Origin of the sequence: Nonomuraea turkmeniaca, assembly GCF_005889735.1 — a bacterium.
GTDB lineage: Bacteria > Actinomycetota > Actinomycetes > Streptosporangiales > Streptosporangiaceae > Nonomuraea > Nonomuraea turkmeniaca.
In genome coordinates, this window is sequence record NZ_VCKY01000257.1 from 1 (window position 1) to 14,733 (window position 14,733).

15 protein-coding genes and 1 pseudogene are annotated in these 14,733 nt (G+C 64.6%); 10 read left to right on the forward strand and 6 right to left on the reverse strand.

Going from position 1 to position 14,733, the window contains the following annotated elements; translation table 11 throughout:
- The 3 genes from ETD86_RS45290 to ETD86_RS60395 all read right to left on the reverse strand — a co-directional run.
- Positions 1-318 (reverse strand): MFS transporter (locus ETD86_RS45290; protein WP_138672810.1); only part of this gene is annotated, 318 nt, incomplete at its 3' end.
- Between the two features lie 246 nt (positions 319-564).
- On the reverse strand, positions 565-2,874 hold the full coding sequence (locus ETD86_RS45295) for an OmpL47-type beta-barrel domain-containing protein (protein WP_138672811.1): 2,310 nt from the start codon (positions 2,872-2,874) through the stop codon (positions 565-567).
- Positions 2,875-3,021: 147 nt separating this feature from the next.
- Positions 3,022-3,579, reverse strand: a complete 558-nt coding sequence (locus ETD86_RS60395) for an ATP-binding protein (protein ID WP_138672812.1) — start codon at positions 3,577-3,579, stop codon at positions 3,022-3,024.
- A 102-nt stretch (positions 3,580-3,681) separates the two neighbouring features.
- Here ETD86_RS60395 and ETD86_RS45305 point away from each other — a divergent pair, with 102 nt between their 5' ends.
- The 4 genes from ETD86_RS45305 (at position 3,682) to ETD86_RS56055 (ending at position 6,054) form a co-directional block, all read left to right on the forward strand.
- The gene (locus ETD86_RS45305) at positions 3,682-4,506 is read left to right on the forward strand and encodes a helix-turn-helix domain-containing protein (protein WP_138672813.1); all 825 of its coding nucleotides are present in this window, start codon (positions 3,682-3,684) and stop codon (positions 4,504-4,506) included.
- The gene (locus tag ETD86_RS45310) at positions 4,494-4,706 is read left to right on the forward strand and encodes a DUF397 domain-containing protein (RefSeq protein ID WP_138672814.1); all 213 of its coding nucleotides are present in this window, start codon (positions 4,494-4,496) and stop codon (positions 4,704-4,706) included. The genes ETD86_RS45305 and ETD86_RS45310 overlap by 13 nt, the downstream gene beginning before the upstream one ends.
- 390 nt (positions 4,707-5,096) lie before the next feature.
- On the forward strand, positions 5,097-5,852 hold the full coding sequence (locus tag ETD86_RS45315) for a DUF4352 domain-containing protein (RefSeq protein WP_138672815.1): 756 nt from the start codon (positions 5,097-5,099) through the stop codon (positions 5,850-5,852).
- Between the two features lie 61 nt (positions 5,853-5,913).
- Positions 5,914-6,054 (forward strand): hypothetical protein, encoded by a 141-nt coding sequence (locus ETD86_RS56055; protein WP_170223613.1) that lies wholly within the window; start codon positions 5,914-5,916, stop codon positions 6,052-6,054.
- A 113-nt stretch (positions 6,055-6,167) separates the two neighbouring features.
- Here ETD86_RS56055 and ETD86_RS56060 read toward each other — a convergent pair whose 3' ends face one another.
- Complete coding sequence (locus ETD86_RS56060) at positions 6,168-6,314, reverse strand: hypothetical protein (RefSeq protein ID WP_170223614.1); 147 nt, start codon at positions 6,312-6,314, stop codon at positions 6,168-6,170.
- A gap of 433 nt (positions 6,315-6,747) precedes the next feature.
- Here ETD86_RS56060 and ETD86_RS45320 point away from each other — a divergent pair, with 433 nt between their 5' ends.
- The 3 genes from ETD86_RS45320 to ETD86_RS45330 are packed head-to-tail and all read left to right on the forward strand — an operon-like array spanning position 6,748 to position 9,778.
- Entirely contained in the window at positions 6,748-6,990 is a 243-nt protein-coding gene (locus ETD86_RS45320; RefSeq protein ID WP_138672816.1) for a hypothetical protein, read from the forward strand.
- Positions 6,987-9,191: a hypothetical protein gene (locus ETD86_RS45325; RefSeq protein ID WP_138672817.1), complete on the forward strand. Its 2,205-nt coding sequence runs from the start codon at positions 6,987-6,989 to the stop codon at positions 9,189-9,191. The genes ETD86_RS45320 and ETD86_RS45325 overlap by 4 nt, the downstream gene beginning before the upstream one ends.
- A gap of 35 nt (positions 9,192-9,226) precedes the next feature.
- The gene (locus ETD86_RS45330) at positions 9,227-9,778 is read left to right on the forward strand and encodes a hypothetical protein (protein ID WP_138672818.1); all 552 of its coding nucleotides are present in this window, start codon (positions 9,227-9,229) and stop codon (positions 9,776-9,778) included.
- A 48-nt stretch (positions 9,779-9,826) separates the two neighbouring features.
- On the opposite strand, the gene ETD86_RS45335 is transcribed toward ETD86_RS45330, so the two are convergent.
- The gene (locus tag ETD86_RS45335; RefSeq protein ID WP_138672819.1) at positions 9,827-10,438 is read right to left on the reverse strand and encodes a uridine kinase family protein; all 612 of its coding nucleotides are present in this window, start codon (positions 10,436-10,438) and stop codon (positions 9,827-9,829) included.
- A 338-nt stretch (positions 10,439-10,776) separates the two neighbouring features.
- Entirely contained in the window at positions 10,777-12,483 is a 1,707-nt protein-coding gene (gene leuA, locus ETD86_RS45340) for a 2-isopropylmalate synthase (protein WP_138672820.1), read from the reverse strand.
- 383 nt (positions 12,484-12,866) lie between these two features.
- Between leuA and ETD86_RS58750 the strand changes: the two are divergent.
- The 3 genes and pseudogenes from ETD86_RS58750 to ETD86_RS45350 all read left to right on the forward strand — a co-directional run.
- Positions 12,867-12,938 (forward strand): annotated as a pseudogene (locus ETD86_RS58750) (hypothetical protein); the annotation flags it as partial.
- A 203-nt stretch (positions 12,939-13,141) separates the two neighbouring features.
- The gene (locus ETD86_RS45345) at positions 13,142-14,206 is read left to right on the forward strand and encodes an RNA-guided endonuclease InsQ/TnpB family protein (RefSeq protein WP_246149279.1); all 1,065 of its coding nucleotides are present in this window, start codon (positions 13,142-13,144) and stop codon (positions 14,204-14,206) included.
- A gap of 103 nt (positions 14,207-14,309) precedes the next feature.
- Positions 14,310-14,555, forward strand: a complete 246-nt coding sequence (locus tag ETD86_RS45350) for a DUF2630 family protein (protein WP_138672821.1) — start codon at positions 14,310-14,312, stop codon at positions 14,553-14,555.
- Positions 14,556-14,733 lie beyond the last annotated feature (178 nt).

Below are 14,733 nucleotides of genomic sequence, written 5' to 3' on the forward strand. Positions count from 1 at the left end.
ACACCCCCCGCCGAGCCCCTGCACCGCGCGGAAGGCGATGAACTGCGGCATCGACGTGGCCAGGGCGCACAATACGGCGCCGGTGACGAAGATGACGATGGCCACCTGCATGGTGGGTTTGCGGCCGTACCGGTCGCCGAGCTTGCCGTAGACGGGCATGACGACGGTGGCGGCGACGAGGTAGGCGGTGACGACGGCAGGCATCTGATCGAGCCCGCCAAGGCTGCCCGCGACAGCCGGGAGGGCGGGGGCCATGATCGTCTGATCGAGCGCGCCCAACAGCATCGCCAGTATCAGACCCGACAGCACGACAGCCATAAGCGTCCGATCTCCTTAGAGAACGTAGCGTTCTCTAGCCAGCATAGGCTTCGCAATATAGAAACGCAACGTTCACTAAGTGGTGGTGGGTTGGTAGGCGCCGGCGGCCGCGCCGCGGGACAGCGGGCGACGCACGCCATCGGCCCTGGCGAGGTCAGCAAGAATGCGAGTGGGCCACCGGGCGTCCGGTGGCCCACTCGCGTCGGATCGGATGACAGGGCGGGTCGCGTTACAGGGCGGGTCGGATTACAGAGCGGCAGCCAGCTTCTTGAGGATGATGGCCTGGGCTGGAGTGAGATAGTGACCGCTGACGGCCGCGCTCACCTGGTTGAGGTAAGCGTTGACGGCGTTGGTCTTCGCCGTGACGTTCCCCCTGTCCTCGGCGCGCTCGGCGGCGTCGAGCTGGGCGCACATGGCGTTGGCCCTGGCCACGCCTTCGTTGGTGACGAAGCGCTTGGTCAGAGTGCACAGGTCGGCATAGGTGACGACCAGTTTGAAGGTGACGGAGGACGCCTGGCCGGTGTTGCCCGCGACGTCGGTGGCGGTGGCCGAGAAGGTGTTGCCCGCCGGGTCGAAGTCGTAGGCAGGACCGGAGATGTCCTTGCAGGTGGTGGTGTCGACGCCGGAGAGGTTGTCCGCGGCGGTGCAGGTGATGTCGACGGTTTCGAGAATGCCGTAGGTCTCCTTGGCGCCGGTGTAGGTGACGGTCGGCGCGGTCTTGTCGAGCTTGACCGTCAGGGACTTGGCCTCCTCGGTGTTGAGGGAGCGGTCGGTGGAACGGTATTTGACAGTGCGGACGGCGTCGGTCGAAAGGACGACCGGGTCGGTGTAGACGGTCCAGGGGCCGTCATCCACGCTGTACTCCGTGCGGGCGAGACCGGAGATGTCGTCGGTCGGCTTGAGGGTGACGGTGACATCGGTGTTGTTCCAGCCCGCCGCGTTCGGCGCAGGGGCTGACTCGGCGGTGGTGACCGGGGGCGTGGTGTCTACGGGCAGCACCTCGGCGTGCTCGGGGGGAAGGTCGTCCACCTCCGTCACGATCGGCGCTTCCACGGCGGGCTGGTCGTACCGGCCGATGTCGCCGCGGGTGATGTCGATGGCCTTCCAATCGTCGTGGTCGACGAGAGTGTTGAGGGTGCCGGCCGGCTCGTTGTTGCTGAGGTTGATGTCGGCGCTCACCTTGGTCCCGGGGGCCGCGATGACGCCGTCGCAGTCCCAGTCGATGGGGTTGCCCGCGTCGGGCACAGGAATGCGGCCGGCCGGGATTGAGACGCCCGCGACGACCCTGTCCGGGCAGAAGTGCGAGGTCGTGAAACCCTTGCCCTTCGCGCCCAGGCCGATGGACTCGTCCAGGCCCGGCGGGTTGACCTCGTTCAACGGGTCCTGGCCGCCGTGGGAGTAGTCCCAGTTCGTCACGCCGTTCTTGGTGATGCCTTCGAAGTCGAACAGGTAGTTCATCGCGCTGAAGTAGTTCGGCTTGAAGTTGTTCTTGCTGTCGCCGCCGTGCCCGAGGCCGAGGGAGTGGCCGATTTCGTGCATGAAGACGGCGACCTCGTTGTCGGCGTCATTCGCCATGCTGTTGAGGCTGAAAATGACATCCGTGTCCCCACTCCGGGTGAGACCGCGGACGGCGGCGGGCCCGATCCGGTCGGCCGCGAGCACGTACCGGAAGATCTCCCCACGTCCGGTGGCGGGGAAGGCGGCATTCTTGATCGCGTCGAAGGCCGTCCAGTTGTAGGTGGCGCCGCCGCTTGGATTGATCATCACGTTGCCGAGCTGGGCCTGGTAACCGACCGCTCTCGCCCGGCTCAGGTTGCCCCAGGTCGCTCCGGTGGTGTCGAGGGGGCTCTGCGGGCCCGCGTCGATGTGCAGGAAGTATCCATTGGCGTTGTACGTGGCGATGATCCGGCGCAGTGCGGCGGTGCTGAACTGCTCGTTGTGGGTGTTGTCCGCCATCCAGTCGAACTGAACGAAGATGTCCTTCTGACCGACGGCCGCGCCCATCGCGTTGAGGTCGATCTCCTGCTTGTTCAGCCCGTCCCCGTCGGGATCCATGACGACCGGGTGGAGCTTCCAGATGTCGGGGATGTTGTCGATCGTGGAGGCCTTGCAGGCGACGGTGAAGTCGATGTAGACGTTGTTGCCATCTCCGGGGCCGCTCTGGCTGTGGGTGCAGCCGGGATTTCCGCCGTTCTGGGCGGTGTTCGTCCCGAACGTGGGGACGTCCCAGTAGAACCGGTAGACGACGTCGTCCGACGCGCCGTAGGGGCGGTACCAGACCTCGCCCTCGGTCCCGGTGCCGATCGACAGGTCGCACGACTCGGCGCGCCAGCTCACCTTCTCGCCCGGTTCGACCCGATCCGGCGGCGCGGCGCCTTCGCCCCAGCAGCCGTGATCCAGTTTCTCGAACACCTTGATCATCGGCAGAATGCCGTCGTTCTTGAGCGTCGAGTTGGCGCTGATGAAGTCGGCGTACGCCGGTAAGGCGGCCACCACACTTGTCAGGACCAGTACGCCGGTCAGCAGCAGCCCCTGAAGCCACTTCAGTCTGGGCACTGAGCACCCTCTTTCCGGAGCGTCCCCCCGCGCCCCGTTGGCTTCCGGTAACGCCCCTCTTCGCCGCAGAACTTACGGAGCCGCGCTCAGGGCGTCATGAGTAGCCCCTACCTAATCCGCGTCTGGCTGCGCGGGCGGAAGGAAGATTCACGCGCTGTCAGCCTCAGGAACACCCCGATGAAGTGCGTGAGCGCGCGGTGCAGACGGGCTTCGAGGTCTACGAATAGCGGATTGGCCAGGGGAAGGCGGGACGGCTCGGATAGCGCACCAGACGGTCCGGCCAAGCCCGCTGCCATGCTCTATAACTCCCCAGTCTTGGGAGATCTCAGTAATGATCAGCAATCCGCGGCCGTCTTCCGACTCCGGCTCCTGGCGGATGTGGGGCGCGGAGAACGTGGAACCTGGGTCACGTACCTCCACGTAGACCACCCCCTCTGCCATGGCAACAGTGAGGCCGATGAGGTCGTATGTCCTGGCATTGGAGTGCCGGAGCGCGTTCGTCAGGAGCTCGGACGCGGCCAGCACGGCCTCGTCGACAGACGGATGATCGTCCCCCAGCCATCTGCGCACTTGCGCGCGTGCGCGCGATACGGACTCGCGAATAGCCGCCAGATGGATCGAACCGATGGCCCTCGGCTCGGCGGCCGCTGGTTTCATCACTTCACCCACACGAAGAAGTCGATCTCCACCTTCCTTGTCCACCATCCCAAAGCTTTAGCTACACTGAGTAGTCAGTCGACTTCGACATGACATCAACGGTTCCGCTGAAACCTTCCTTGAAACAGTGGCAATCCCCCAGGAGGTCAGGTGCCGAAGGAAAGCGAGCTATGCCCCGCGGACTCGCCGACTGCGCTCTTTGGCTTCGAACTGCGGCGACACCGCAAGGCCCGAGGCTGGTCCCAGCTTCACCTGTCGAAATCGGTGTCCTACTCTGTCGGCACGATCAGCATGATCGAGACGGCGAGGCGGTCGCCAACGGAGGAGTTCGCGCGCCTCTGCGACGAGGCGCTGGAGGCCGAGGGAGCGCTGATGCGGCTCTGGCCGATGGTCAGCCACGCTTCGGCCCCACCATGGTTCCGTCCGTGGCTCGACGTGGAGGCCACAGCGGAGGCGATCCGGACCTGGGAACCACTGATCGTGCCCGGCCTACTCCAGACCGAGGACTATGCAAGGGCGATTCTGAGCGGCGAACCTGGTGTGACACCAGAGGAGATCGACGAGCATGTGACCGCTCGCATGGAACGACAGTCGATCCTCCGACGACCCAAACCACCCATGCTCTGGGTGGTTCTCGATGAGGGTGTTCTACACCGCCCGATCGGCAGCCCGAGCGTGATGGCTGCGCAGCTCGCGCATCTTCTCGAAGCCGCCCAGGCACCCCGGATTACCATCCAGGTTCTTCCTGTCAATGCCTACTCCACGACCGGCCTTCTCGGAGGATTCGCCATCGCCCAGGCTCATGGAACGCCCGACACGGCATACGTCGAAGCCGCGTCCAACGCACAGGTAACCGACTGGACAGAGAGCGTCAGGACCCTAGCATTCAGGTACGAAGGGATCCGTTCTGAGGCGCTGTCCCAGCGCGAATCCATAAATTTGATCAAGGAGACGAAGCAGCGATGGACGAGCTGACCCAGGAAGTACGGGCAGCCACATGGATCAAGTCTTCCTACTCGGGCAGCAATGGAGGCAACTGCGTTGAGGTGGCCAAGCTGTCCGAGGGACGCCGAGGCGTCCGCGACAGCAAGAACCCCACAGGTCCTTCCCTGATCTTCACTTCCGGCGAATGGGCCGCCTTCATCGGCGGCGTAAAGAATGGAGAATTCGACTAAGCCCCTTATGGCTATTTCGCGTTTCCCGGGCTCCCAATAGCACCGCACGCCAGGGGGCTCGTCGGCCGCAACGGCGAACCTTAGGCCCGTTATGCCAGCCCCTAAGCGGCTAATCGAATGGCGCGAGCACGAGGTCGGTAGAACGCATCGAGCTCCGTGACAGGACCGTGTCACGGTCGATCTTGGACGTTGATGCCGTCGAGGCGGATGCCGAGGCCGCGTTCGATCCTGGCCAGGGTTCGGACCACCTCGCCCAGCGTTGGCTCATCGGCAGGCATCGTCACAGCGCTCCCTCGGGTAGATGTCCGGATCTGGACATGTGATCTCGGTTAACCAGGCGCATGCTTGGAGCGTCCCATCACGCCCCTGTCCTCTACCTGGAGCCGCGCCATGGGCTACCCGCAGCAGCCGCAAGATCCGTACGGCCAGCAGCACCCACAACAGACCTACGGCCATAGCGGGCCCCAACCGCAGTACGGGTATCAGCCGCCTACCAGCCCGCCGCCTTCGCCACGGCGCAGCAACGTCGGCCTGATCGTGCTGCTCGCGGTCGGCATACCCCTGCTGCTCCTCGGCGGCTGTGCCGCTGTGGCGCTGGTCCTGGTCGACACGGGCCGGGAAGCGGTGGTGACGGAGGCCGACTCGCCGAACATGGTTATGCCGTCCAAAGAGCCGTCGGCTAGTGCTCCCCCGGCGGAGAACTCGGAGGCGGCGAAGGAGGAGCAGCCCTCTACGGCAACGATCGGCGGCGCGATCACCTTGCAGGGGATGGACCCTGGGTTGAAGGTGACGGTCACACTGAACAAGGTAGTGAACCCAGCCACGGGTGATCAGTTCTCGAAGCCGCAATCGGGCAATAAATTCGTGGCGCTCGAGGTGACATTGGCGAACCAAGGACAAGCAGTCTACAGCGACACCCCCACCAACGGGGCGATTCTGATCGACAGCGAGGGGCAGCAGTACCGGTCCACTTTTCACCAGGTGCAGGAAGGGCAGTCGTTTGGCGGCTTGGCCACGATCAACACTGGCGACACCAGGAAAGGCGTGATCGTGTTCGAAGTGCCCGAGCCGGCGAAGCTGGCCAAGTTTCAATTCGCGCTGAACAGCGGATTCGCCGATCAGAAGGGCGAGTGGACGCTCTCCTGACGACCTGGCCCGTCAACCTATTCGCACAGGAGGAGCTGCGGAGCGCGCGAAGCCGATCGCCGTGAAGAACGTCGGCAAGAGTGTGTCGAAACCGGCCTGGACGTTGGGCCACGACCTATGGATGATCTTCACCGTTGGGATGGCCAATCCGTTCATCTGGTTGAAGCGGCGCAAGCGGACCACGATCACCAAGCACCGCTAGCACTGTGCCGCCTCAACCCTCGACGACTCCAGGGATCACCGCGTTGCCGCCGGCGTGACCCTGCCAGCTTGCCTGTGCGTCGCGTTCGGCGCAGAACCTCTCGCGTTCCGCGGTCACAGCGGCGACCGGGTGCCCGCAGCGTCACGACCTCCGTCATGGGCAGGTTGCAGAGTCACGCCGAAGACTACGACCAGGATGTGCACGAGCGCGGCCAGCGCGCCGACGATCGCGCTCTTGACGACGGCGGGTTCACGGGACATTGCAACCTCCGTTGCATTCGCTTGCCCCTGATTGAAAGCGCGGACCGTTTCGCTTCAAAAGGCGAGGTCAGAGCTTCTTAACGGAGCCGAGCTGCTTCAGTCGATGTTCAACGAGCATCCCGCAGGGTTTCACTCTCCTTGAGTGAAGAGGCGCATAGAACCGCAGTTAATTCATACCCGACACGGCTAACTGAAGATCGTGTTTCGACCAGGTGGTCGCGTTGACTCCGCGCGCTCTCCTTCTTTGAAGGTAACCGGAGCCTACGCCCGAGTTAGACAAAACGCTCATTCTCGAACAAAATTCGAACCCGCCATACCTTTCACTGCGTTTAAGCTTGTTCTGTTGACGTGATGTTGATTAGCGTGTGAAAGACGTGGGAGACGCCGCCTCCTGATCTGTTTTGGTGCAGCGAGCCGTACGAGGAGGATCGTCGTGGCTGACCTCGATCGTGAGGCGATGCGGGCCGTTGCCCAGCGGATTCAGCGGCTGTCGGATGACCACTGGTGGGCGCTCGATCCCTCCTGCCGTTTCATGGAGAAGGACACCTGGGTGGGGCCGACGGGGGCCCGATTCGACACCCAGGTCCACGCCGACCAGCGGGAACTGCGGGCCATGCTCGCACAGGCCGTAGACAGCGCGAAACAGAAGCTGGCCTCGACTCCGGACAAGCCATGAGCGAGTTCAGCGGGGTCAAGCAACCCGAATTCGACACGATGACGAGCAAGCACACCCAGACCGCCAGCCAGTTGGAAGAGCTGGCGCAGGCTCTGCACAAGGAGTTGCAGAGCGCCGAGCTCGACACTGCACCGGCTGCGCGGCTGCGGCAGTTGGCTGGACGGGTCACCACACAGGCCGAGGACCTGCGGCGGCGGCAGAAACTGGTCCACGAGCTGCAGCGGCAGAAGGTCACCTTCGGGAGGAGCACCCCTAAAGGGAGCTTCCTGGAGGTGCCTGACAGCCTGGAGGCCGCTCAAGGGCTGCTCGACGGGACGCTGGCGGGTCGTGCCGCGCTGAAGGCTGCGGACGGCGACCGCAAGGCGCTGGGCGAGCTGGAGAAATACGCGTCGCGGACCGGGGACCCGGAGTTTGTCAAGTCATTCCTCCGCACGCTGGGCGCGCTCGGCGTGACGCGGGTGCCCGGGGCTCTCGCCATGCAGTTGCGCGACGCCAGAAAGCGTCAGGACGCCGAAGGCGTGACCCAGCTCTCCAGGCAGGGACAGAAGGTCCTGGGCATGCTGAGCACGGCTCTGGCCAAAGGGACGGATCCGAGGAGTCCCGCTTACATGGGCGCCGACTTCCTCAAGGGCCTGGTGAAGGAGGGGCGGGCCGAGCACAAGGCAGGTGACACGAAATACTCCGGTTACCAGGCTCAGGCGCTCATCTGGCGTGCTCACGACGGGAAGCCGCCGTACTCGAAGGAGTTCATGGAGGTCGTCGGGCGTGACGTGATCGTCTACGAGCACGAGCAGCGCAAGGACCAATGGGCGGCGGCCAAGGATCCGCTGGGCCGTTACGTCAAGGGAAAGCAGCTCCCCATCATCGACCTGGCCGGCGCGCTCGGCCTTGGCACCCTGTTGAGGCCGGGAGCGCAGGCGGGCAGCCCAGGTATGGAGCCCCAATCAGCGGTGGTGGACAACCTGTTCCACGCGGCGAAGTCCAGCCGGCAGGCGTCCCAGGCGCTGCTGGATCACACGCCGGCCGGGTGGAAGGAGTCCGTGCTCGACTATCTGATCACGACCCGGTGGAGCGCATCGCGTTTCCTGAACGACTACAAGCCGATCAGGGACATGCTGACGATCGCAACGACCGGCCAGGACGCGACTTCTAAGAAGCTCGCCGCAGAAATGATCAAGACCCTCTCCGATCAGGTACGCGACGCCTTCGGCAAAGAGACGGAAGACCTGGAGATCAGAAACAGAGATCTATTCGATCGCTACGTACCCCTGGCCTACCCGCTGGGCCGCGCAATCGCAGCCAACATCCATGAGCTTTCCGAGCTCCTCCTGAACGCTGAGAAGTTCGGTGACGTGGCGGCCAAGGACATGGCCTACGCGATGGTGCTGGCCACTCGCGACGACGCCGCGTTCGAGGCGCTGATGAGGGCTCAGACGGAACACATGAGAGCGGCACTCGACACCGTGCCTCCGGTCGGCCTCAACGCTTCCAACGCCGAGCGGCTCGGATTCACGAAGTCCGACGTCAAGCAGTACGACTTCAACGGGAATGGGCAAGTCGACAAGTCTGACATCAAGCAGTTCCTGGTGGACCGGGCCACGGCGGAGGCACGACCCTTCGGTTTCATCGTGGAGATCCGTCGCCAGGCGCTGATTGCACAGGGGCTGGACGACAAGAAGGCGGACGAGGCGCTGAAGAGCATGGTAGGCAGCGCGCTGGGGCTGCTCCCGGTGCCGGGGGCCAAGCCAGTGGGCGAGTTGGCCAAAGGCGTGTTCGGCGAGTTGCTCGGCAACGGGTACGACAAGCTGGCCGGAGCCGCGTATGACGAGATCGCCAAGCAGGTCGCCCAGCGGATGTTCGAGCATGGGCGGACCATGGACGAGACGCACGCAACGCTTGCGAACAATCGGCTGGCGGCGGAGAGGCTGGCGGAGCAGATGCTCGCCACAGCCATGCTGAACAAGGACATGCTGGACGGGCTTGGCCATAAGAAGCACTCATTCACGACCGGAAATCCGCCCAGGATCAAGCCCTTCGCCGAGATGACGCCACAGCAATACAGCCAGTTCCTCGCGTGGGCTCGCGAAAGCGGGGGAGCAAACGACCTGCTTGATCGCTTCGAAAACACCTTTCGTGAGACCACAAAGGTGCACGACTATCTCGACCTTCAGACCCCCTCCTCCTCCGGGGATGGCAAATGAGACATGCTCTCCTGCCTGGCGCTCTTACTACTCTCGTGTTGCTCGTCGCAGCCTGTACCCCGGAAAACGACACCGTCTCCTCACCGGCCCTAGCCCCGCAACCGGTCATGGATTCCGCGCCATACATTTGCAAGCTCATCCCTGAACAGGCATTTCGCCTTGTCAGCGGCGTGACCGGCCCTCTCGCCGAGAAAACGGACGGCAGTCAGAACGATGGCGACTGCTGGGCGCCGGATACAACCCCTCGTCCGCTGGAGGTGAGATGGATGCAGGAGGGCGACGGGATGCCTCGAGAGCAACTGGATTTCGTTCTTGAGGACAGGCGTCAGGTGTACAGCAGGCGTGGCGGAGTCACGCTCCCTACCGATCTGGGCGATGGCCTGGCCGCGTACCTGCCGAATTCACCTTTCGCCGATCAGCCTTACCGAGTCGTCGCAAAGTTCCGATGCGATGGGAAAGAGCAGTTGGTCACCATCTACCTGGCCCGAATCGCTAAAGGGAGGGATGCAATCAAAGATATGACCGAACTCATGCGCATCGCCCAAAAACGCTACGGCGAACTCTACGACTGCACGCCCGGCACATAAAACAACTCGACCGCGCGTAACTATTCAGTGACGTAGGTGCGACGGCTGCTAGGTCGAGGGCTCGCGGGCACTGTGCTCCCCGAGCAGCCGATCGATCATCGCCAGCAACAACGGTTGCACCCGATCCGGCGGGGCGTCACCGCGCACAATGATGTCGGCGTACTGCCGGGACGGCTCGATATACAGCGCGTGCCCGATCCGAGCGCTCTCCCGGTAGTAATTGGCGATCACCTCCGGCTCGCGCAGTCCGCGCGGCTCCTTCATATCCCGCAGCAGCCGACGCAGCGCACGCTCGTCCGCGTCGAGCTCGACGAAGAGCCGCAGATCGAGCCGCTCGCGCACCGCTGCGACATGCAAGATCATGAGTCCTTCGACAAGCAGCACGTCCGGCGCTGCTACGTCGCTGGTCCGGGTGCCGAGGTCGCGCAGGAAAGCGAGCCAGTCGACCGACTCGGGCCGGTTGCAGTCGAAGGTCACCTCACCGGTCGTGGGGGATACGAAAGTCGGGCCGCGATCGACGTCGTGATACATGTACGGATCGCTGGCGAGCACGTCCACGGTGCGTCCGGATTGCTCGACGGCGGTACGCAACCGGGTGGTGATCGTGGTCTTGCCTGACGCGGAGCCGCCAGCGATGCCGACGACGAGTGAGTGCACCACGTGGTCTCCAGGGCCGATCGGACGGGATCAGATCAGCCTATCTCCGGGCACGTGTCACCTGATCGTTTCGTCGATCTGCGCTGGTGATATGCAGCTGCCACTGCCGCTATCGGAGGCCGCGAAATTCCAATGCGCAGGTGATCCACAGGTCGCTGGCGCGGAACCGGGCGACTTCACGGCCGCGTACGAATCCAATTGTGTCCAAACCGGACCTGCGACCGCGCCTCCCGTTGGTCGAGGCGCGGTCGAGTGATCAGGGCAGGGCCTTGTGGGCCGCGTGCCGAGCACCGTCCCCGCAGGTCATTGCGGGCCGGAGTCCAAGGACCTACTAAGGAAGGTCAGCGGGAAGCGCGGTTGACCGCGGAGATGATGGCCTTGAGAGAGGCGGAGGTGGTGTTGGCGTCGATGCCGACACCCCACAGCACCTGCCCGTTGACCTCGCACTCCAGGTAAGACGCCGCCTTGGCGTCGGTCCCGGCGCTCATGGCGTGCTCCACGTAGTCGAGCACCCGCACCTGGATCCCGACCCCCGCGATCGCGTCGATGAACGCCGAGATCGGGCCGTTGCCGGAGCCCTCGACCTCACGGATCTCCCCGTCGAGGCGCACGTCGGCGCTGATGCGGTCCTTGTCGTCCACCGTGGATTCGTGGCGGTGTGCCATGAGGCTGAGGCGGCCCCACCGGTTGGCCGGGTTGGGCAGGTATTCGTCCCGGAAGATCTCGAACATCTCGGCCGGACCGACCTCGCCGCCCTGCTCGTCCGTGCGGGCCTGCACAACCTTGGAGAACTCGATCTGCAGCCGGCGCGGCAGGTCCAGCTGGTGGTCGGCCTTCATGATGTAGGCGACGCCGCCCTTGCCGGACTGGCTGTTGACCCGGATCACGGCCTCGTACGTGCGCCCGATGTCCTTCGGGTCGATCGGCAGGTACGGCACCGCCCAGGTGAACTCGTCCACGGGCACGCCCGCCGCCGCGGCGTCGCGCTCCAGGTGCTCGAAGCCCTTCTTGATGGCGTCCTGGTGGGAGCCGGAGAAGGCGGTGTAGACCAGCTCGCCGCCCCACGGGTGGCGCGGGTGCACGGGCAGCTGGTTGCAGTATTCGGTGACCCGGCGGATCTCGTCGATGTCGCTGAAGTCGATCTCGGGGTCGACGCCCTGGGAGAACAGGTTCATGCCCAGCGTGACCAGGCACACGTTGCCGGTGCGCTCACCGTTGCCGAACAGGCAGCCCTCGATGCGGTCAGCGCCCGCCATGTAGCCCTGCTCGGCGGCGGCCACGGCGGTGCCGCGGTCGTTGTGCGGGTGCAGCGACAGCACGATCGAGTCGCGGTGCCTGAGGTGGCGGTGCATCCACTCGATCTGGTCGGCGTAGACGTTGGGGGTGGCCATCTCGACGGTGGCCGGCAGGTTGATGATGACCTTGCGCTCCGGGGTGGGCTGCCACACGTCGTTGACCGCGTCGCACACCTCCACGGCGTACTCCAGCTCGGTGCCGGTGAACGACTCCGGCGAGTACTGGAAGTAGACGTCCACGTCGGTCGCGTCGGCGAGCTTCTTGACCAGCTTGGCGCCCTCGACCGCGATGGCCGTGATGCCGTCCCTGTCCTGGCCGAACACGACGCGCCGCTGTAGCGTGGACGTCGAGTTGTAGAGGTGGACGATGGCCTGCTTGGCGCCCTCGATCGACTCGAAGGTCCGCTCGATCAGCTCCGGCCTCGCCTGGGTCAGCACCTGGATGACGACGTCGTCCGGGATGCGGCCTTCTTCGATGATCTGCCGGATGAAGTCGAAGTCGGTCTGCGAGGCGGCGGGGAAGCCTACCTCGATCTCCTTGTAACCCATGCGTACCAGCAGCTCGAACATCTTGAGCTTGCGGTGGGAGTCCATCGGGTCGATCAGGGCCTGGTTGCCGTCGCGCAGGTCCACCGCGCACCAGCGGGGCGCCTTGGTGATGACCTGGTCGGGCCAGGTGCGATCGGTGAGCCGGACGGGCTGATAAGGCTGATAACGATGGATCGGCATAGAGCTGGGCTGCTGAGCGGTCATGTCGGATGCTCCTCGTCGGTCTTCGAATGGAAGCGGCCGACGCGCACGACTGGCTCCGCGGCGAGGGAGCCGGCCTTAGAGGCCCCCGCCGCGGCAGCTAAGAAGCAGTCCGCGCAGCATGCCAAGCACGCTACCAGACGTCTCGGGATGCGCCGTCCTGAATCTCATATCGCGAGAACGCACAGCTCGACAGAACATCCTCGCAGCGGCGCAACATCGCGTCATCGAAGACGTTCTTGCGGTACGTGGTGACGAATACCAGATGACACGGATCAGGTAACCATGCACTTACCGCGTGGATACTCCACCTCCTGACTCATGAACCGGACAATGTGTTCGAGTTCCTTGTGGCGGGAGTGGTCGAGGGGGGAGGTGTTGCACGCGTGTTGGCGGGTCGGAAGTACCGGTTGGAGTTCGACTTCGGTCAACGAGCCTTCGCTGAGCAACTGGGCGGGATCTGCCGCAGCGTGTGGAACACCGGCTTGGAGCAGCGGCGCGCATATCGACACCGGGGCGCGTTCATCACCTACCAGGAGCAGTGTCGCCAGCTCACCGAGGCGAAGACCGACCCGGACTTTGCATGGTTGGCCGATGCTCCCGCGCAGGTCATACAGCAGACGCTGAAGGATCTGGATCTGGCGTGCCGCACGCACGGCACGTGGAAGGTGCGGTGGAAGGCTCGGCGAGGTGGACGCCGTCGTTTCGGTTTCCGACCGCCGAGCAGATCCCCATCGAGCGGATCAGCCACAAGTGGGGGCGGGTGTTCCTGCCGAAGTTCGGGTGGGTGAGATTCCGCATGTCCCGTCCCCTGGGCGCGAGGATGAAGTCTGCGACCGTGACCCGCGACGGCAAACATTGGTTCATCAGCGTTCTGGTGGACGATGGCCTTGACGAGGTCACCGAACACGCCCATCCGGACCGTCATGCCGGTGTGGACCGGGGAGTGGTCACCGCTGCCGTCACCAGTGACGGGGAATTCTTCGACCGCCGCCACGCCAGTGAGAACAGCGTGTCGTCGGCTCCTCCCCCACCGATCGCGACCGGCGACAACCCGGATGATAAGGGGTTCCTCACTGCAGGGGAGGCCCAACGGTACCGGCGGCTCCAACGCAAGCTCGCCCGGTCGAAGAAGGGCTCCAACCGGCGCGAGCGTGTCGTGCGGGCGATGGGTGATCTGATGCGGCGAGCGCGATGGCGGCGCGCCGACTTCAATTCCCAAACCGCGCACCGGCTCACCCGCGACAACGCGATCGTCACGCTGGAGAAGCTGAACATTCGGGCGATGACCGCGTCGGTCGCGCCGAACCCCGACCCCGGCAAGCCGGGCGCGTACCTGCCCAACGGACGTGCGGCCAAAGCCGGGCTGAACAGATCGATTCTGGATAAGGGCTGGTACGGCCTGGAGGTCGCCTTGCGGGCCAAGGCCCGCTACACCGGGACCGACATCCGGGTCGTGGATCCCGCGTACACGTCACAGACCTGCTCGAACCCGGTCTGCGGGAAGGTGGATGGCAAGTCTCGCGAGAGCCAAGCAGACTTCCGATGCACCTCCTGCGGGCATGTCGAGCACGCCGACGTGAACGCTGCGAAGAACATCAAAGCCAGAGGATACGCGGCCGGGCTGGTCGTGTTAGGGCGTGGAGACCCCACCGGGTCGGCGAAGCGTCAAGCATCCCGTACCACAGCTCCCGGTGCGTCACCCGCGCCACGAGTTGCCGCCTAAGCGGCACGGGAGTCCCTGGTCTTCAGCTTGCGACCGGGGAGCAGGTCAACAGCGCGATACCAGACGTTCTTCTAGCACGGGGGGGGTGAGTACAGTCTTGGACATGCGGGACGACGAGATACTCACCAGGATCAGCGCTCTGGTCAACGAGGAGCACGAGCTGCGCGACAGGTTGACGGCCGGCGAGGTGACGACGGACGAGGAGCACGCGCGTATCAAGCAACTGGAGACGGCCCTCGACCAGTGCTGGGATCTGCTCAGACAGCGGCGCGCCCGGCGCAGCGCGGGAGAGAACCCGGACAGCGCCGCCGTGCGCCAGCCCGGCGAGGTGGAGAACTACCGCCAGTAGGCCGCCGGTGTGAGGCCGCTGGCCGGGCGGAAATCGTTCGCCCCGGCCGCCGCAGGTGCGCTTTGCTGGCCGCATGAGGATCCAGCGCATCCGCCCTGACCAGCACGAGGATCTGATCGCGGACCTGCACGACGCGTACGTGGCGGCCAGCTCCCACGACCCCGGCCCCCTGCTCTCC